20 protein-coding genes are annotated in these 17622 nt (G+C 68.3%); 10 read left to right on the top strand and 10 right to left on the bottom strand.

Features of this window, described 5'->3' with window-relative positions:
* The first annotated feature begins 31 nt into the window (after window positions 1-31).
* The 3 genes from GV792_RS20460 (at window position 32) to GV792_RS20450 (ending at window position 2168) form a co-directional block, all read left to right on the top strand.
* The gene (locus tag GV792_RS20460) at window positions 32-1000 is read left to right on the top strand and encodes a TIGR03557 family F420-dependent LLM class oxidoreductase (protein ID WP_163825893.1); all 969 of its coding nucleotides are present in this window, start codon (window positions 32-34) and stop codon (window positions 998-1000) included.
* Between the two features lie 178 nt (window positions 1001-1178).
* Window positions 1179-1505, top strand: a complete 327-nt coding sequence (locus GV792_RS20455; protein WP_163825892.1) for a plasmid stabilization protein — start codon at window positions 1179-1181, stop codon at window positions 1503-1505.
* A gap of 6 nt (window positions 1506-1511) precedes the next feature.
* On the top strand, window positions 1512-2168 hold the full coding sequence (locus GV792_RS20450; protein ID WP_163825891.1) for a UdgX family uracil-DNA binding protein: 657 nt from the start codon (window positions 1512-1514) through the stop codon (window positions 2166-2168).
* 261 nt (window positions 2169-2429) lie between these two features.
* On the opposite strand, the gene GV792_RS20445 is transcribed toward GV792_RS20450, so the two are convergent.
* From GV792_RS20445 to GV792_RS20430, 4 genes are all read right to left on the bottom strand, one after another.
* On the bottom strand, window positions 2430-3245 hold the full coding sequence (locus tag GV792_RS20445) for an RNA polymerase sigma factor SigF (RefSeq protein ID WP_163825890.1): 816 nt from the start codon (window positions 3243-3245) through the stop codon (window positions 2430-2432).
* Window positions 3235-3684 carry an ATP-binding protein gene (locus tag GV792_RS20440; RefSeq protein WP_163825888.1) on the bottom strand — a complete coding sequence of 150 codons (450 nt, stop codon included), beginning with the start codon at window positions 3682-3684 and terminating at the stop codon, window positions 3235-3237. Before GV792_RS20440 ends, GV792_RS20445 begins: the two co-directional genes overlap by 11 nt.
* A gap of 91 nt (window positions 3685-3775) precedes the next feature.
* A complete protein-coding gene (locus tag GV792_RS20435; protein WP_163825886.1) occupies window positions 3776-4471 on the bottom strand; it encodes a PAS and ANTAR domain-containing protein in 696 nt (231 codons plus the stop codon).
* Between the two features lie 87 nt (window positions 4472-4558).
* Entirely contained in the window at window positions 4559-4960 is a 402-nt protein-coding gene (locus tag GV792_RS20430; RefSeq protein WP_163825885.1) for an STAS domain-containing protein, read from the bottom strand.
* Window positions 4961-5217: 257 nt separating this feature from the next.
* Between GV792_RS20430 and GV792_RS20425 the strand changes: the two genes are divergently transcribed.
* Window positions 5218-5730: a hypothetical protein gene (locus GV792_RS20425; protein ID WP_163825883.1), complete on the top strand. Its 513-nt coding sequence runs from the start codon at window positions 5218-5220 to the stop codon at window positions 5728-5730.
* Window positions 5731-5797: 67 nt separating this feature from the next.
* Here the strand turns inward: GV792_RS20425 and mbp1 are convergent, their stop codons facing one another.
* A complete protein-coding gene (gene mbp1, locus GV792_RS20420; protein WP_163825882.1) occupies window positions 5798-6049 on the bottom strand; it encodes a microaggregate-binding protein 1 in 252 nt (83 codons plus the stop codon).
* A gap of 187 nt (window positions 6050-6236) precedes the next feature.
* On the opposite strand from mbp1, the gene GV792_RS20415 reads away from it, so the two are divergent.
* A complete protein-coding gene (locus GV792_RS20415) occupies window positions 6237-6470 on the top strand; it encodes a hypothetical protein (RefSeq protein ID WP_163825881.1) in 234 nt (77 codons plus the stop codon).
* Between the two features lie 152 nt (window positions 6471-6622).
* Window positions 6623-7726 carry a glutamate--cysteine ligase 2 gene (locus GV792_RS20410; RefSeq protein ID WP_163825879.1) on the top strand — a complete coding sequence of 368 codons (1104 nt, stop codon included), beginning with the start codon at window positions 6623-6625 and terminating at the stop codon, window positions 7724-7726.
* A 10-nt stretch (window positions 7727-7736) separates the two neighbouring features.
* Here GV792_RS20410 and GV792_RS20405 read toward each other — a convergent pair whose 3' ends face one another.
* Entirely contained in the window at window positions 7737-9422 is a 1686-nt protein-coding gene (locus tag GV792_RS20405; protein WP_163825877.1) for a phosphoenolpyruvate--protein phosphotransferase, read from the bottom strand.
* A gap of 142 nt (window positions 9423-9564) precedes the next feature.
* On the opposite strand from GV792_RS20405, the gene GV792_RS20400 reads away from it, so the two are divergent.
* From GV792_RS20400 to GV792_RS20385, 4 genes are all read left to right on the top strand, one after another.
* A complete protein-coding gene (locus GV792_RS20400; protein ID WP_163825875.1) occupies window positions 9565-10332 on the top strand; it encodes a DeoR/GlpR family DNA-binding transcription regulator in 768 nt (255 codons plus the stop codon).
* 70 nt (window positions 10333-10402) lie between these two features.
* On the top strand, window positions 10403-11353 hold the full coding sequence (pfkB, locus tag GV792_RS20395; protein WP_163825873.1) for a 1-phosphofructokinase: 951 nt from the start codon (window positions 10403-10405) through the stop codon (window positions 11351-11353).
* 13 nt (window positions 11354-11366) lie between these two features.
* Window positions 11367-13469 (top strand): PTS fructose transporter subunit IIABC, encoded by a 2103-nt coding sequence (locus GV792_RS20390; protein ID WP_163825871.1) that lies wholly within the window; start codon window positions 11367-11369, stop codon window positions 13467-13469.
* Window positions 13470-13595: 126 nt separating this feature from the next.
* A complete protein-coding gene (locus GV792_RS20385) occupies window positions 13596-13853 on the top strand; it encodes an HPr family phosphocarrier protein (RefSeq protein WP_163825870.1) in 258 nt (85 codons plus the stop codon).
* Here the strand turns inward: GV792_RS20385 and GV792_RS20380 are convergent.
* From GV792_RS20380 to GV792_RS20365, 4 genes are all read right to left on the bottom strand, one after another.
* The gene (locus GV792_RS20380) at window positions 13737-14330 is read right to left on the bottom strand and encodes a nucleoside deaminase (RefSeq protein WP_163825868.1); all 594 of its coding nucleotides are present in this window, start codon (window positions 14328-14330) and stop codon (window positions 13737-13739) included. The two genes, GV792_RS20385 and GV792_RS20380, sit on opposite strands and share 117 nt — an antisense overlap.
* Window positions 14331-14341: 11 nt before the next feature.
* Window positions 14342-15754: a ribosome biogenesis GTPase Der gene (der, locus tag GV792_RS20375; protein ID WP_163825867.1), complete on the bottom strand. Its 1413-nt coding sequence runs from the start codon at window positions 15752-15754 to the stop codon at window positions 14342-14344.
* The gene (gene cmk, locus GV792_RS20370) at window positions 15751-16428 is read right to left on the bottom strand and encodes a (d)CMP kinase (RefSeq protein ID WP_163825957.1); all 678 of its coding nucleotides are present in this window, start codon (window positions 16426-16428) and stop codon (window positions 15751-15753) included. The genes der and cmk overlap by 4 nt, the downstream gene beginning before the upstream one ends.
* Window positions 16429-16493: 65 nt before the next feature.
* Window positions 16494-17615 carry a pseudouridine synthase gene (locus GV792_RS20365; protein WP_163825865.1) on the bottom strand — a complete coding sequence of 374 codons (1122 nt, stop codon included), beginning with the start codon at window positions 17613-17615 and terminating at the stop codon, window positions 16494-16496.
* Window positions 17616-17622 lie beyond the last annotated feature (7 nt).

The following is a 17622-nucleotide window of genomic DNA, read 5'->3' as shown; positions in this document are numbered from 1 at the left end:
GCTACCAGGCACGACCCAGAAGGAGGCAACGATGCAGATCGGCTACAAGCTGGCGGCGGAATCGTTCGGTCCGAACGAGTTGATCCGCCAAGCGGTCCGCGCGGAGGCCGCGGGCTTCGATTTCGTGGAGATGAGCGACCACTTCCATCCATGGCTGGACAACCAGGGCCATTCCTGTTTCGCCTGGTCCGCACTCGGCGCCATCGCCGCCCGCACCGAGCGGATCGGGCTCGCCACCGGTGTCACCTGCCCCATCCTGCGCTATCACCCGGCAATCGTGGCCCAGGCCGCCGCGACCCTCGCCCTGATCTCCGACGGGCGCTTCACCCTCGGCGTCGGTTCCGGTGAACGGCTCAATGAGCATGTCGTGGCGCGCGAGTTCCCGCCGATCGCGGTGCGGCAGGCGATGTTGAGGGAGGCGCTGGAGATCATCCGGTTGCTGTGGCGTGGCGGATACCGCTCCTATGACGGCCGGTATCTGTCGGTGTCGGACGCGCGGGTGTTCGACCTACCCGAGAGCCCACCACCCATCGCCGTGGCGGCGGGAGGCCCGGAGGCGGCGCGGATCGCGGGCGAGCTCGGCGATGGACTGTTCGCCACCGGCCCCGAGGCGCGCCTGGTCGAGGACTATCGAGCCGCGGGCGGTGACGGGCCGCGCTACGCCGAAGTCGGCATGGCGTGGGCACCCGATGCGCAGTCCGCCGCCGAGGCCGCGCACAGCACCACGCGATGGGCTGTGACCGGCTGGAAGGTGATGAGCGAGCTGCCGAATCCGGTGAACTTCGCCGCGGCCACCACCACCGTGCGCGTCGACGACATCCGGCAGGCCATGGTGTGCGGTTCCGACCCCGCGCGCTACCTGGACACCGCCCAGAACTACGTCGACGCCGGATACGACCATCTCGTAATGCAGAACGCCGGTCCGGATCCTGACGGCTTCCTGGACTTCTACCAGCGCGAACTCGACAAACCCATGCGCGAGCTGGTCGCAAGGCCGTGACGCAACGGAGGGCATCGACCCCGGCACGGCGTCCTGCGTATGCGCCGCCGCGCCGGGTATCGCTCCCATGAGCTCGATCGTCTCAACGAGAGATTGTCCCACCCCGGCCCAATCGTCTGAACCACTGATTGCGCACGCGCGCGGCGGGTATCCGTCCCGCAGACAGGAGGTGTGTGTCATGCCGAAGGAATGGACCGACAAGCAGGAACGGCAGTACGAACACATCAAGGATTCGGCCAAGGACCGAGGTGCGGGCACCAAGCGAGCGCAGGAAATCGCCGCGCGCACAGTCAACAAGAATCGCGCCCAGTCCGGCCAGTCGAAGACCGCGAGTCGCTCATCCACCCACGACGTTTCACCACAGCATCGCGGCGGCAAGCGTTCGCACAGCGGATCGAAGGGCCCCACCCGCGACCAGCTGTACAACGAGGCACGTCAGCGCAATATCGAGGGCCGCTCGAAGATGAACAAGGCGCAGCTGGCCCGGGCGCTCGGCCGGTCGTAGCCCGCGGTGAGCACCACCGCGAAGGGGACGAGTGGCACCCAGCGCGGTGACAAACCGGTCGGTGCCGCCGAATTCGTGCCCGCCGACGCGGATCTGACGCAGGTGCGCGCAGCGTCGGCCGACTGCCGGGGCTGCGACCTCTACCGGCACGCCACCCAGACGGTGTTCGGCGAGGGTCCGGCGAGTGCGCGGGTGCTCATGGTCGGCGAGCAGCCAGGGGACCAGGAGGATCTCGCGGGCCATCCGTTCGTCGGACCGGCCGGACGCCTGCTCGATCGCGCTTTGACCGAGGCCGGCTTCGACCGGGACGAGGTCTACCTGACCAACGCCGTCAAACACTTCAAGTTCGTCGAGCGCGGTAAGCGCCGTATCCACCAACAACCCACCCGCACCGAGGTGGTGGCGTGCTCGGCATGGCTGGCCACCGAACTCGACCTGGTGGCACCGGATCTGGTGGTCTGCTTGGGCGCGGTGGCGGCCAAGGCGGTGCTCGGGCCGTCGGCGACCGTCGGCGAGTTGCGTGGCGTGATGCTGCAGCGCCCGGACTACCGGGTGACGGCGACGGTGCATCCATCGGCCGTCCTGCGCTCCGCCGACCGCAAGGCCGCCTACGCCCGGCTCGTCGACGATCTCGCACGCATCCACGACGCCGCGCGAACCTAGCCCGCCGAGCACTCACCGAACCGGACAGCAACCGCCATGACACGAAGGAGCCCACCGTGCGAACCGACCAGCTGACCTACCCGGATCGCCCGCATGAACCCGATCCGGTGCCGCAACCCCCGCCACCGCATCCGGTGCCCGAACCTGACCCGGTACCGCCGGCCCCGCAGCCGGGCGATCCCTCGACACCTCCGATTCCACCACCGCCGGACCCGGGCCCTTCACCGGACCCGATACCGCCGACGCCGGTCTGAGCAGCACTCAATCGCGCAGGGCCTGTTCCCGTAAGTGATCGAGCGTGCGAGACAGGATCCGCGAGACGTGCATCTGTGAAACGCCGAGGCGCTCGGCGATCTGGTGCTGGGTCAGGGACTCGAAGAACCGCAGCCGAAGGACCTGCTGCTCACGCTCGGGTAGCTCAGCGATAAACGGCCGCACAGCAAGGTAATCCTCGATAAAGCGGTAGGAGGGTTCCTCGGCTCCCAGCGATTCGGACACCGGCAGCGGCGCGTTCTCGGCATCGTCGCCGGCCACCGCATCGATCGAGGAGCTGTGGTAGGCGTTGCCCGCGATCAAGGCTTGGGTCACCTCCGCCAGGTGCACGTCGAGCTCGGCCGCCAGTTCTCTGGCGCGTGGCATGCGACCCAACTGCTGCGACAGCTTGTCGGTCGCGGGGCCAATGCCGAGCTGAATCTCTTTGACCCGCCGCGGCACCCGCACCGACCACGTGTTGTCGCGGAAGTACCGGCGGACCTCACCCATGATGGTCGGCACCGCGAACGACAGGAACGACGTTCCCCTGGCCACATCGAACCGGTCCACCGCATGCAACAGACCAACCCGCGCGACCTGGAGCAGATCCTCGAACAGCTCTCCGCGCCCGGCGAACTTGCGGGCGATGTGTTCGGCGAGCGGCAGACAGCGGTCGATCACCTCCTCACGCATCGCGGCGCGGCGCGGATCGCTTGCGGGGAGGGCGGCGAGTTTCTCCAGCACCGGCTCGATGTGGTCGTAGCTGTCCTCGCCAGGATGGCGGCGTGCGGGTCGCGGACGCGATCTCGGCCGCTCAGCTGCCATCGGAATTGCCGCTGCCGTCGGAACCTCCGCGTACCCAGGTGAACCGGGCCGTGGTCGGATATCCGCCCGCGACGTCGTCGAAGGGCTGCTGCTCGGTCACGATGGATTCGGTCAGGGTGCGCACGATATGCCAGCCGAAGCTGTGCCGTTCCCCCAGCGACTCGGTAGCCGCGACCGAGATCACGGCGACGGTCATGCGGTTGTCGCCGTAGCTGAACTCGCAGGTGAGTTCCGAGCCGGGGACCGCGTCCAGGATCAGTGAGGTCGCCACCTCGTCGAGGGCGAGGCGGATATCGGTGACCTCGTCGAGTGCGAAGTCGGCGATGAGTGAGACGGTTTCGGCCAGCGCGCGCAGCATCAGCAGCTGTTCGAGGTCCGCCGGTACCCGGACTCCCACGGTCGTGGTAGCCGCGGATGTGCGGGAAATGTTCTCGGTCATGCCCACCACCTTGTCCGCGCTGATCGGGTGTCATCTGCTCGCTTACCCGGCCTGACCCGCGCGAAACGCCCGGCGGCCGGTATCGGGCGGCCTATTCCCGGACGCGCTGATGCACCGTCAGCAGGAGATGGTCGAACTCCGAGCGCATTCTCGCCGGCGTGTTGCGAAGGGTGGGAAGTTCCGCGATCAGCCGCCCGGCCAGGGAACGAACCTTGACGTTGGTCTCCTGCGAACGCCAGGTCAGCACTCGAAATGCCTGCTCGGCGGTCAGGCCGTAGACCAGCATCAACACACCTTTGGCTTGCTCGATGACCGCCCGCGCGGTCAGCAGCTCCGGCAGCGTGTCGTCGAGGGCTTCTTTTCGGTGCTCGGCCAGCGTGTCGGTGACGTCGATGTAGTAACCCGCGGTGCCGACGACCGCGCCGCCGGCATCTGCCATGGTGTCGGCGACGACGATCACGTGATGGGTTTCGCCTGTGGTGTCGATGATGCGGTGCCTGCTGGAGAACGGTTCGGCTTCGGCGATCGCGTGGGCCAGCACATCGGCCACATAGTCGCGATCGTCGGGATGCTTGTGCCCGAGCAGCAGCGCGGTCGTCGGGACCACCGTTCCCGGCCGGTAGCCGTGCATTCGGGCGACCTCATCGGACCATTCCCAGCGTTCATCGGCGAACCAGAATCGGAATCCACCGACGTGCTGTGCGCTGCCGGTGCCGAGCGCCTCGCCGACGGGCTGAGCGCCGTCGGCCTCGAGGTCGCATGCGGAGACCGGTCCATCGTCCGTCACCGTTCGATTATCGACTGTATGACCCCGACATGTCAGCAACCGCCACAGCGTGGCCGATCTGCGACGCTGCGGTCAACCCGTTCTCGATCAGTTGTCCAGGGCTGCCTCCATGGTCGGATAGTGGCAGAACAGCGGCCGCACCCCGGCCAGGTCGAGTACCCGTTCGACGTCTTTTCTGCCGCATACCAGGCGTAGATCCACTCCGCGCGCGGCCGCGTCGGCCTTCGCGGATACGAGCAAGGCAGCGGATCGGATACTCATGAAGGTGGCGGCCCGCAGATCGAGGACGACGATGCGGCGATCGGTGTACAGGCACCCGAGCAGCAGATCGTAGAAATCGTCATAGAGCGCGGCGTCCAGTTCGCCCTCCACGCGGGCGACGGCGCAGCGACCACGAACGCTGCCGTGTTGGCTCAACCGTCGAATGTCGCGACCATGCTGCGGCCTGGACAGTCGATGCAACTGTTCGGCGATTTGATGTTCGGTCACCAACGACATCGAACCCTCCTGCGGGACAGGGGCTTCCGATTCTCCGAGCGACGGCCGGAACAACGAACTCAGGAGGCCGGGCAGGCGCGGCTACCGAGTGTCGGCGTTGCGGCCGTGGAACCGGGGTCGGCTGGGCTCTCAACCTGGACCCATTCTGGCACGCGAACCTGCCGATGTCACCCGCTCGGGCGGGAACCCGGATTCTCGATTCACCCGCGATGAGGCGGGTACGCGCCCAGCACGAAAGGAGTGTCGCCATGAGAACTTCCCATCCGAGTCACCGAACCGTCCGCGCCCGGCTCGCGGTCGGCGTGATCCTCGCCGCCGCGCTGCTCAGCGCGTGTAACGATGATTCCGGCGACGACCAAGCGACCACACCACCGATGCAGCCGCCGGTACCGACGATGACCCCGACCGACCGCGACTACCCGGATCGCGACGATCGAACACCCGATGCCGACGATCGAACTCCCGACGACGAAGCCCCCGCCGTCGACGAGGTGAGCCCCGCGGCCGCCGACCAACTCTGCGACATGATGCGCGCCGATATCGGCACCTGGCAGGAGCAGGGCACGACCGTCGCCCGGGTGACCTTCAACGGCACCGTGCACAACTGGGCCGCGCAGAACGAGGGTATCAACGTCGTCATCATCCGGGACCGATCCATTGTCGATACCGTGACGATCCAGAACTGCCCCGATGTCCGTGACCAAGCGCTGGACGCGCTCGACCTCAGCGACCTGGCGTCGGGTCTGGTCGGCTTCAACTGACCCGCGCACGCCGGCGGTTGCCGGGCACGATGCCACGGCAACCGCTGTGCGTGATCACCGATTCGGGTCAGCGAGCCTCATCGCTCTGATGCGACTTCTGGCGGGCTTCGTCGAGATCGGCTTCACGGCGCTGCTTTTCGGCTTCGGCCTCTTTCTTCGCGGCTTCGCGCTGGGAATCGGCCTTGTTCTGCTGGGCACGGCCCTCATCGCGCAGCTCGTCGTTTCCGAGCACCGTTCCGGCCGTCTCCTTGACCTTTCCCTTGACGCCTTCGACGACGCCTTCGACGCCCTCGCGGGGACCGCTGTTGGACTCCGGCACGATAGACACCTCCGTGTGATCGGTTCCTGCTGGACAGTCGGCGCATACCCGGTCATGGCGGGCTCAATCGGAACAGGCGGGCCATATCCGGGTGTTTGGTCCGCAGGACGGCGGGTAGCGCCTCGGTGACGGCGAAACCCGCCGCCGATGGTCATCCGACGACCGATACCGCCCAGGAGGTGCGGGAATGGCGATCTGCGATACCTGCGGCAACGACTATGACAAGACGTTCACCGTCAGCAAGAACGGCCAGTCGTGGACGTTCGACAGTTTCGAATGCGCCGCGAGCGAATTGGCGCCGACCTGCGCCCATTGCGGGTGCCGGGTGCTCGGCCACGGTGTGGAGGCCGCCCAGCAGGTGTTCTGCTGTGCGCACTGCGCACGCCGCGCGGGTTACGACGCGCTGGTCGATCACGCGTAGCGCCGCCGGCGACGGGACTACCTGCTCACGCGCCGGTAGTCGGCCAGCGCGTCGAGCAGCGGAGGTCGTGCATGGTCCATTCCGGCAGACCAACCCGATCGGACCGGAATTCCGTCGGCGCCGGGCCCGCTCGTGACGAGTAGCCTACGAGAATGGACGCGGCCTCAGCGACAGTCGGCGTTGAAGAGGAATTCCTCCTCGCGGATCCGGCTACCGGCGCACCCGCGGCGAAGAATGTCGAGGTGGCCCGGTCCGCGAAGGATATCGGCATCGACCTGCAACTCGAGTTGACCCGGTGCCAAGTGGAAACCTGCACCGGCGTACATACCGAAACCGCCGAGCTGCTCGACGAATTGCGCGAATTGCGCAGCGGTGTGGCCGGTTGCGCACGTGAGCACGACACCAGGCTGCTCGCGGTGGCGATTCCGCCGACGGTACCGGAGCAATTCCCGGTCACCGACACCCCGCGCTATCAACGCATTGCCCGCAATTTCGGCATGCTCGCCCATGAACAGGGCCTGTGCGGATGCCATATCCACGTGGGCATCCCCGATCGCGAAACTGCCGTACAGGTCAGCAATTTCCTGCGACCCTCGTTGCCGGTGTTCCTTGCGCTCACCGCCAATTCCTCGATCTACCGAGGCTCGGAAACCGGTTACGCCAGTTGGCGCAGCGTGCTGTGGCGCCGCTGGCCAAGTGCGGGCCCGCCGCCGTACTTCGCCGACGCCGAGGCCTACGACACGATGGTGGAGATGATGCTGTCCAGCGGCAGCATCCTGGACAAGAAGATGGTCTATTGGGACATCCGGCCCTCGAGCACCTTCCCCACGGTCGAGATCCGTGTCAGTGACGTGCCCGCGACGGTCCAGGAGACGGCCCTGCTGGCGACCCTCGTCCGGGCGGCCGTGATGACGGCGCGCGCCGAACTCGACCGCGGCCGGACCGCGCCGATGGTGTCGGCGGAGGTATTGCGGACCGCCTATTGGAAAGCGGCACGGTCCGGCCTGGACGGCGACGGGGTCGACCCGATCGATGGCCGGATCGCACCCAGCCGCATGCTGCTGGCCGAGCTGCTCGACCGCATCGCACCGGCCCTCACGGCACTGAACGCCGAGGACTTCGTCACAGAGGCGATTACCGCGGTACTCGACCGCGGCAACGGAGCCTGCCGTCAGCGTGCGGCCTTCCGGGCGCGCCGCGAAGTAGGCGACGTGCTCGCGGTGCTGCAGGATGCCACCCTCGAGGGGTGTCCGTAGGCAGAGCCGGTCAACCCAGGATCCGACGCGCTTGCGCTCGCGCCTCGTCGGGCTCGGTGGCGTCGAGCACCGCGGCGGCCGCCGCTTCGCAATCGGCAAGGGTCACCGTTGACAGCTGGGCTCCGACCCCGGCGACGGCGGGAGCGGCCGCCGACAACGAGGTGACTCCGAGGCCGGCCAGCACGCACGCCAACAGCGGATCAGCGGCAGCCTCACCACAGACACCCACCGGCTTCCCGACCCGTCTGCCCGCGGCCGCGGTGCGAGCAACCAGGGTCAGCACAGCGGGTTGCCACGGGTCGGTGAGCGCGGCCAGATCGGGTGACATCCGGTCGGCTGCCATTGTGTACTGGGCGAGATCGTTGGTGCCGATCGACACGAAATCGACCTCGGCCAGGATCGCCTCGGCCAGCAGGGCCGCGGCGGGCACCTCGACCATCACCCCGGCGATCAGCCCTCGGGACCGAGCGTGCCTCGCGAAAGAGCGTGCTTCGCCGACCGTCGCAATCATCGGCGCCATCACCATGGGCGGAGTGTCACGCCCCTCGGCCGCAGCGGCGACCGCATCCAATTGACGTTCCAGGATGCCGGTGTCGAAGGCGGCGATGCGGATGCCGCGCACGCCGAGTGCGGGATTGGCCTCGCCGGGATGATCGGCGAAGCGCAGGGGCTTATCCGAGCCCGCGTCCAACGTCCGGACAACCACCTTCGCGGCGGGAAAGGCGTCGAGCACTTCCCGGTAGATGCGGGCCTGCTCCTGCACCGACGGTTCGGTATCGCGGTCGAGGAAGCACAGCTCGGTGCGGAACAGCCCGATACCTTCGGCGGGCGTCGCGGCCGCGGCCCGTGCACCCGCGCCGTCCTGAACGTTGGCGAGGATGAGAATACGATGACCGTCGCTGGTGGCGCCGGGACCGGTCCAGCTCGCGTTCCTGGCCGCGGTGGCACGGTAGCCGGCGACGGCGGCTTCGGCGACGACCGGATCCGGATCGACGGTGACCGTTCCCGACGCTCCGTCCACCAGCAGATCGGCGCCCGCATGAACGTCGTCGAGGCCGGTCACCGCAACGACGCACGGAATTCCGAGCTGACGGGCGATGATCGCGGTGTGGCTGGTTGCACCGCCGAGCGAGGTCGCCAGCCCGACGATGCGGGTGGGGTCCAGGCCCGCGGTGTCAGCGGGGGCCAGGTCGCGGGCGATCAGGATGGACGGATGCCGCGGCGCGGGCACGCCCGGCTCGGGCAGCCCGAGCAGCTCGGCTACCACCCGGTCGCACACATCACGCAGATCGGTCACGCGTTCGGCCATCAGGCCGCCGAGCTTGCTGAACATCTCGGCGAACTGCTCGGTGGCAGCGGTGGCGGCCTCGGGTGCGCAGATGCCGGTGGCGATCAGCTTCTCCGCTGCGCCGAGCCAGCCGCGGTCGGCAGCCATCGCGGCGTTGGCCGACAGCACCTCGGCCGCGGCACCCGTCGACGCGTCGGCGCGCGTGCGCAGCCGGCCCGCGACGACCTCGGCGGCGTTACGTAGGGCAGTAAGTTCCGATGCCCTACCAGACTCGGCCACAGTGCCCGATCGGGCATCAATCTGGACTCGCGGGTTGGGCCGAACTGCGGGCGCGGAAGCCACTCCTGGTACGGCCGGGGTTCCACGCAGCACCGTTTCGACGGCTTCTACCTGCTGCGATCGGGTCATTTGCGGTCTCCTTCGCACCGAAGTCGAACGGTGTCGTTCATATCAACGCCTGAGTGGATGTGATCCAGACTACTCCAAACCATTGACAAAGCAACACACTCAGACGTAAAACAACATAAACCAACATTTTCGGAGGATCGGCATGTACGCAGAGGAGCGGCAGCAGGCCATCGCCACCCTGGTCGGGCAGCGCGGTCGCGTATCGGTGACCGATCTGTCCGAGCGATACGGCGTCACCAGCGAGACCGTGCGCCGAGATCTCGCCGTGCTTGACCGGATGGGCCTGGTGCGCCGGGTCCACGGCGGCGCCGTCCCCGCCGCCGCCCTCACCGCGATCGAACTCGGCACTACCGAACGCGAAACCTCGCGTACCGCTGAGAAAGAACGTATCGCCAAGGCCGCCGTGGAATTCCTGCCACCGACCGGGGGCAGCGTGCTCTTCGATGCGGGCACCACCACCGCGCGCGTCGCCGCCCTGCTGCCCGCGGACCGCGAACTGGTGGGCGTCACGAATTCGCTGCCGGTGGCGACCCGGCTCAGCGGTCACACCGGGGTGCAGCTACATCTCCTCGGCGGCCGCGTGCGTGGCGTCACCCAGGCCGCCGTCGGCGCCGAAACGCTGCGCGTCCTCGCCGGGCTGCGCGTCGATATCGCATTCATCGGCGCCAATGCGCTCACCCCCGCGCACGGGTTGTCCACCCCGGATGTCGACGAGGCGGCGGTGAAGCGGGCAATGGTCGCCAGCGCACATCGCGTGGTGGTCGTCGCCGATTCGTCCAAGGTCGGCAGGGAGGATTTCGTGCGGTTCGCCGGAATCGACGAGATCGACGTCCTCGTGACCGACGCCGATATTCCCGCGACGGTGCGAAACGAACTGAGCAACAGCGGCATCGAGGTGGTGGCGGCATGAGAGGTCAGTGCCCGGAGGAGGCAGCGTGCGTCACCACAGAGGGCGCCCGATCATGCCCGGAGGATGCGGCATGATCGTCACGCTGACCGCGAATCCCAGTATCGACCGCACCGTCACCCTGGCCGAACCGCTGCTGCGCGGCGCCGTGCACCGGGCGCGTAGTGTCGCCACCCACCCTGGGGGCAAGGGCGTCAACGTCTCTCGGGTGGTCGCCGCCGCAGGTGTTCCCACCGTCGCGGTACTGCCGGGCAATGTCGATGATCCGCTGCTGCGGGCACTCACCGACGCAGGCATCGAACACCGGAGCGTGCCGACCTCGGGCTCGGCGCGCATCAACCTCACCGTCGCCGAATCCGACGGCACCACGACCAAGATCAACGAGCCCGGATATCCGCTCACCGAGGCCGCACTGGACGCGCTCGCCGCCGTGCTCGGCGAGCTGGCCGTGCAGGCCGAGTGGGTGGTGTTGTCCGGGTCGCTGCCACCGGCAGTACCCATCGACTGGTACGTCGAGCTGACCCGGCAGCTGTCGGGCACCCGCGTCGCAGTGGACACCTCCGACGCGCCGCTACTGGCGCTCGCCCGCGGAATATCCTCGGCAGCACCACAATTGATCAAACCTAATACCGACGAACTCGCTCAACTGACGGGTTCGGCCGCGGCCACGCTGGAAGATCCCCTCGCCGCGGCACGGGCCGCGGCCGGGCTCGTCGACCGTGGCTTCGGCGCGGTGCTGGCGACACTCGGCGCGGCGGGCGCGGTGCTCGTCACCTCGGACGGCGCCTGGCATGCGGCCGCGCCAACCATCCGTCCACGCAGCACCGTCGGGGCGGGCGATTCCGCGCTGGCGGGCTATCTGCTCGCCGACCTGGCCGGAGCCGAACCTGCCGACCGGTTGCGCCACGCGGTCGCCTACGGCAGTGCCGCCGCCGCCCTACCCGGCACCGGCCTGCCCGGCCCCCACCACACCGACCCCGCCGCCGTATCCGTCACGGCGCTGGACCTCCTCCCCCATTCCTGAAGGACGCATCGCGATGGCCGACTCGATCATCACCCCCGACACGATCAGTCTCGACGCCGATCTCGGCACGTCCAAGGTGGCCGTGATCGCCGCCCTCGCGCAACAGCTCGCCGACGCCGGGCGCGCCGAGGACGCCTCGACGCTCACCGCGGCGGCATTGGCCAGGGAAGAGCAGTCGGCGACCGGACTGCCCGGCGGTCTCGCCATCCCGCACTGCCGTGCTGCCACCATCACCGAAGCATCCCTCGGCTTCGCGCGACTGGCGCCCGCGGTCGACTTCGGCGCCCCGGACGGCCCCGCCGACCTCGTCTTCCTCATCGCGGCGCCCGAAGGGGCGGGTGCCGAGCATATGAAGTTGCTGTCGACTCTGGCGCGGGCGCTGGTGAAGCCGGAGTTCGTCGGGAGTCTTCGGGAAGCCGAGTCGCCGGATGCGGTTGTCGCGCTCGTTGATTCGGTCTTCACGCCGGCACCCGCGACGGCATCGGCCGAAGGTTCCGCGCCGGTCGAACCTGCCAACGGCGCGGTCGTCGGCGTGTCCGCCGGTGGTGCCCTCGCAGCCGGCGCTGCGACCGCGACGACGGACAACACGAACTCAGTTGCCGCCGAGTCGGTTCTGGTCGACCAGCCGTCAACGCCGCACCACACACCCACCCGCACCATCGTCGCCGTAACCGCATGCCCCACGGGTATCGCCCACACCTACATGGCCGCCGACGCGCTGGTCGCCGCAGGTGAGCGGGCCGGAGTCCGAGTCAAGGTGGAGACCCAGGGCTCGAGCGGCACCACCGTGCTCTCCGCGGGGACCATCGCTGCCGCGGACGCCGTCATCCTCGCTACCGATGTCGGGGTGAAGGGCCGGGAACGGTTCGCGGGTAAGCCGGTGATCGAATCCGGAGTGAAGCGGGCTATCAACGAACCCGACACGATGATCGCCGAGGCGCTGCGGGTGGTGCGGGATCCGGCCACCGCACCCGCGCCCACCGCAGCGACCGACGGACCGGAGACCGCTTCACTCGGCTGGGGCACCCGGCTGCGCCAGATCCTGCTCACCGGTGTCAGTTACATGATCCCGTTCGTCGCGGCTGGCGGACTGCTGATCGCACTCGGTTTCCTGGTCGGCGGCTACGACATCGCCGACAATGCCCGCTCGATCGTGCTCGACAACTCGCTGACCTCGCTGCCTCCTGGCGGTCTTGCCACCTATCTCGGCGCGGTGCTGTATCAACTGGGTTCGCTCGCGTTCGGCTTCCTTGTTCCCGCATTGGCCGGCTATATCGCTTTCGCCATCGCCGACCGGCCCGGTCTGGCACCGGGTTTCACCGCGGGCGCGGTGGCGTTGTTCGTCGGCGCCGGGTTCCTCGGTGGTCTCGTCGGTGGTCTGATCGCCGGGTTCGCCGCCCTGTGGGTGAGCCGGATTCCGGTGCCGCAGTGGGCGCGTGGACTGATGCCGGTGGTGATGATCCCGCTGTTCGCATCACTGATCGTCGGTGTGCTCATGCTGACGGTGCTCGGCAAACCGCTGGCGGTGGTGACCGATAGCCTCACCGACTGGCTCAACGGCCTGTCCGGCACCTCGGCGGTGGCGCTCGGGATCATCCTCGGCCTGATGATGTGCTTCGACCTGGGCGGCCCGGTCAACAAGGCCGCCTATTCGTTCGCCGCGGCAGGACTGTCGGTGAGTGACCCGGCGACGCTGAAGATCATGGCCGCGGTGATGGCCGCGGGCATGGTGCCGCCGCTGGCCATGGCACTCGCCTCCACCGTGCTGCGTCCTGGCCTGTTCACCCCGGCCGAACGCGAAAACGGTAAGGCGGCATGGTTACTGGGTGCCTCGTTCATCTCCGAGGGCGCCATCCCGTTCGCGGCTGCCGACCCGCTGCGGGTGATCCCGTCGATGATGGCCGGCGGTGCCGTCACCGGTGCGCTCGTGATGGCAACCGGCGTGACGCTCAGCGCCCCGCACGGCGGCATCTTCGTATTCTTCGCGGTCGGGCAGATCGTCTGGTATCTCGTCGCCATCGCCGCGGGCACCGTCACCGCCGCCGTCTGCGTCATCGCCGCCAAATCCTTCGGCCGGGCACGCACCCGCACCGATGCCGCACTGGCCGCCGCCTGATCCGGTCAAGGGCCGGAGGAGGCCGCGGAGCACCATCACACGCCCTCCAGGGCAGGCGAATCCAACACCGCCTGAGTGTGACCTCGGATCCCATAGCATCCGGTATCAACGACACAAGGAGTAAAAATGCCGAGCATCACCGTTACCGTCGGTTCGTCGATCGGGCTGCACGCCCGCCCCGCCGCACTCATCGCCGAGGCGGTCGGAGCCGCAGGCGTGCCGGTCACCCTGGCACTGCCCGGCGGTGAGCCCGTCGACGCAGGCTCGTCACTGATGATCATGACTCTCGGCGCCACCGTCGGCACCGAGGTCGTCGTCACCAGCGACGATCAGCCGACCCTGGACAAGATCGCCGGCATGGTCGTCAGCGATCTCGACGCCTGAGGCCGCGCGATACCCGCGGACGTATCCGCGGAACGGCGCCAGCCCGTCCTCGCCGAGCGCAGGCCCGTCGACCGTGATGGAGGAGTCGGCAGCCCGGATAACGTCCGCGCAGCGCAGTTCGCCGAAGCGCGGCGTGCGGCCGATGATGGGCGCGAAATCGGGTTCGGCGGCGGCGTACACCACCCGGGTGATTCCGGCCCACACGATCGCGCCCGCACACATCGGGCACGGCTCACCACTGGCGTAGATCGTCGCCCCGATCAGCGCCGCGGCGTGACCGGCCGACACCGCCGCCTCGATCGCGTCGGTCTCGGCATGGGTGAGCACATTGCCGGTGGTCACCACCGCATTGCGGCCCTCGGCGATGACCGACGTGCCCGCCGCGATCACCGCACCGAAGGGATGGTTCCCCTCCCGCCCGGCACGGTCGGCGAGCTCGATAGCCCGTCGCAGATGCCGTTCATCGGTGCGGTGCACTCGCGGCGCTCCTACTTACGCGGGCGCTTCTCGCGCACCCGCACCGAGATCCGCACGGGTGAACCGTCGAAACCGAATTCCTCGCGGAGCCTGCGCTCCAGGAAGCGGCGGTAGCCCGCCTCCAGGAATCCGGTGGTGAACAGGACGAACGTCGGCGGACGTGTGGTCGCCTGGGTCGCGAACAGGACGCGGGGCAGCCTGCCTCCACGCATCGGCGGTGGGGTCGCGGCGACGACCTCCTTGAGCCAGTTGTTCAACCGGCCCGTCGAAATCCGCTTGTCCCAGGATTCGAGCGCGGTCTCCATGGCAGGCACCAGCTTCTGCACGGCCCGGCCGGTGTGAGCGGAGATGTTGACCCGCTGCGCCCACGGAACCCGGACCAGCTCGCGGTCGATTTCCTTTTCCAGCTGCAGGCGACGGTCCTCGTCGACCAGATCCCACTTGTTGAACGCCAGTACCAGCGCGCGTCCGGAATCGGCGACCAGGCTGATCACCCGCAGGTCCTGTTCGGTGATCGGCTGCGAGGCATCGATCAACATGATCGCCACCTCGGAGGCCTCGAGAGCCGCCTTGGTGCGCAGTGAGGCATAGAACTCGGTACCGCTCGCGGTGGACACCTTGCGGCGCAGGCCGGCGGTATCGACGAACTTCCAGACCTTGCCACCCAATTCGACCAGGGTGTCGACCGGGTCGACGGTGGTTCCGGCGACATCGTGCACCACCGAACGCTCGTCGCCGGACAGCTTGTTCAACAGGCTCGACTTGCCGACGTTCGGCTTACCGACCAGCGCGACCCGGCGCGGACCTGTCCCACCCGTGCCTTCACGCGGAGTCTCCGGCAGCACCTCGAGGATATCGTCGAGCAGATCACCGGTACCGCGCCCGTGTGCCGCCGACACCATGCGCGGCTCACCGAGACCCAGCGACCACAGGGTGGCAGCGTCGGCCTCGACCCGCTGATCGTCGACCTTGTTGGCGACCAGGATGACCGGCGTCTTGGACCGGCGCAGCACCTTCACCGCCGCCTCATCGGTCGCGGTCGCACCCACGGTGGCGTCGACGACGAGCAGGATCGCGTCCGCGGTGTTCATCGCCAGTTCGGCCTGGCGCGCCACCGACTGCTGCAACCCCTTGGCGTCGGGCTCCCAGCCACCGGTGTCCTGAACCAGGAAGCGGCGGCCCGCCCAGTTCGCCTCGTAGGAGACGCGATCCCTTGTCACACCGGGAATGTCCTCGACCACGGCCTCACGGCGGCCGAGGATCCGATTCACCAACGTCGACTTGCCGACGTTCGGCCGGCCGACGACGGCGAGCGTCGGCATCGCGATATGCTCGCCCGCCTCCAGATCACCCTCGAGATCGATGATCTCCCACTCGGATTCGTCGCTCCAGACACCGTCGCCCGCGAGCACGTCCTCGGTCATTTGGTCTCTCCCGTCGTGCGCACCGAAACCTGCTGCGCGACCACGCGATACAGCTCGTCGATGACCTCGTCCATGGTCAGTTCGCTGGTGTCGACCAGCACCGCGTCCTCGGCGGGACGCAGCGGGGACACCGCGCGGGTGGAATCGAGGGTGTCGCGGCGCTGCACATCGGCCAGCACCGCGGCGTAGTCGTCACCCCGGCCCTCGGCGATGTTCTGCTGATTACGCCGCTGGGCCCGCGCCTCGGCGGAAGCGGTCAGATAGATCTTGGCGTCGGCGTCGGTCAGCACGACGGTGCCGATATCGCGTCCCTCGACCACGATCCGCCCCGCCGACACCGCGATCTCACGCTGCAACGCCACCAGCGCCGTACGCACCTCGGCAACCGCGGACACGGCCGATACGGCCTTGGTGACCGCATCGCCACGGATCTCGTCCGACACGTCCGCGCCGTCGAGCTGGATCAGCTCATGGCTGGGATCGGTGCCGATGGTCAGCGGCAGATCCACCACCGATGCCGCGATGGCGGCGGGATCGGTCAGGTCGACGCCCTCGCGCAGCACGCGCAGTGTGGCCACCCGGTACATGGCACCGGTGTCGAGGTAGCGGGCGCCCAGTCGTGCGGCGAGCCGACGCGACACACTGGACTTGCCGGTCCCCGACGGCCCATCCATCGCCACGACCAGCGACGACGTACCCGACAGCTGTTCGAGCAGCTCGATCGCGCTCCCCACACCGTTCACAACGACACCGCCTCGTAGAGTTTGCCGATTTCATCGCGACCGAGCACCCGCAAGGTGCCCGGCCGTTGATCGCCCAGCGCCACCGGGCCGATATCGGTGCGCACCAGCCGCGTCACCGGATGGCCGACCGCGTCCAGCATCCGGCGCACGATGTGCTTGCGCCCCTCATGCAACACGATCTTGACCAGAGAACGTCCCTCATTGATGTCGAGCACCTGGAAACGGTCGACCTTGGCAGGACCGTCCTCGAGTTCGACACCGTCGCGCAGCTGCTTGCCGACCTCACGATGCACCTCGCCGTTGACGGTCGCCAGATAGGTCTTGGACACCTCGAACGAGGGATGCATGAGCCGATGCGCCAGATCGCCGTCATTGGTGAGCAGCAGCAGGCCCTCGGTGTCGGCGTCGAGTCGCCCGACATGGAACAGCCGCTGCCCGGCCGCGATCCGTTCGGCGACGATATCGCCGACACAGGGGCGGCCGAGATCGTCGGACATGGTCGACTGCCAGCCCTTGGGCTTGTTCAGCGCCAAGTGCACCAGTTCCTCGCGCACCATCACACGGGTGCCGTCCACCCGGATCACCGCATGCTGCGGATCGATGCGCAGACCCTGTTCTCGCACGATGAGTCCGTCGACCTCGACCCGGCCCTGCGCGATCATGTCCTCGGCCGCGCGCCGGGAAGCGACACCGGCCTTGGCCAGCACCTTCTGCAGGCGCTCACCTTCACCCCACGGCAGTTTGGTATGGGTCTCGGTCGGGTCGACGTGCTGACGCTTGGCCGGCTTGGCATTGCTCAGCTGCGGTGCCGATGTCGTCTGCCGCTGCGGTTTGGCCGACTTGTTCTTGCGCGCCGGCGGTTGGATGCGGTCGGGCCTGCGAGCCCCGGTGCCGCCTTGACCACCGCGCTGTGCGGCGGCCGGGGAGCCGCCGCGCTGGGATCCGGCCGATCCGCCGGTGCCGCGCTGGCCTGCCCCGCCTGTCGAGGCGCCGCGCGGGGTGACGCCCCGCTGGGCCGCGCGTGCGTCGCGGGTGCCGACCGGGCGCCCACTCCTTGGCTGCTGGTCGTTACGTTTCCTACGGTCCGGTGTGCCATCTCGGCGAGCGGGAGTATTCACGTTGTCC

This window comes from Nocardia cyriacigeorgica, from assembly GCF_010868145.1.
Taxonomy (GTDB): Bacteria; Actinomycetota; Actinomycetes; order Mycobacteriales; family Mycobacteriaceae; genus Nocardia; species Nocardia cyriacigeorgica_D.
The sequence above is the reverse complement of the archived record's forward strand: the minus strand, read 5'-3'. Positions and strand labels throughout refer to the sequence as shown.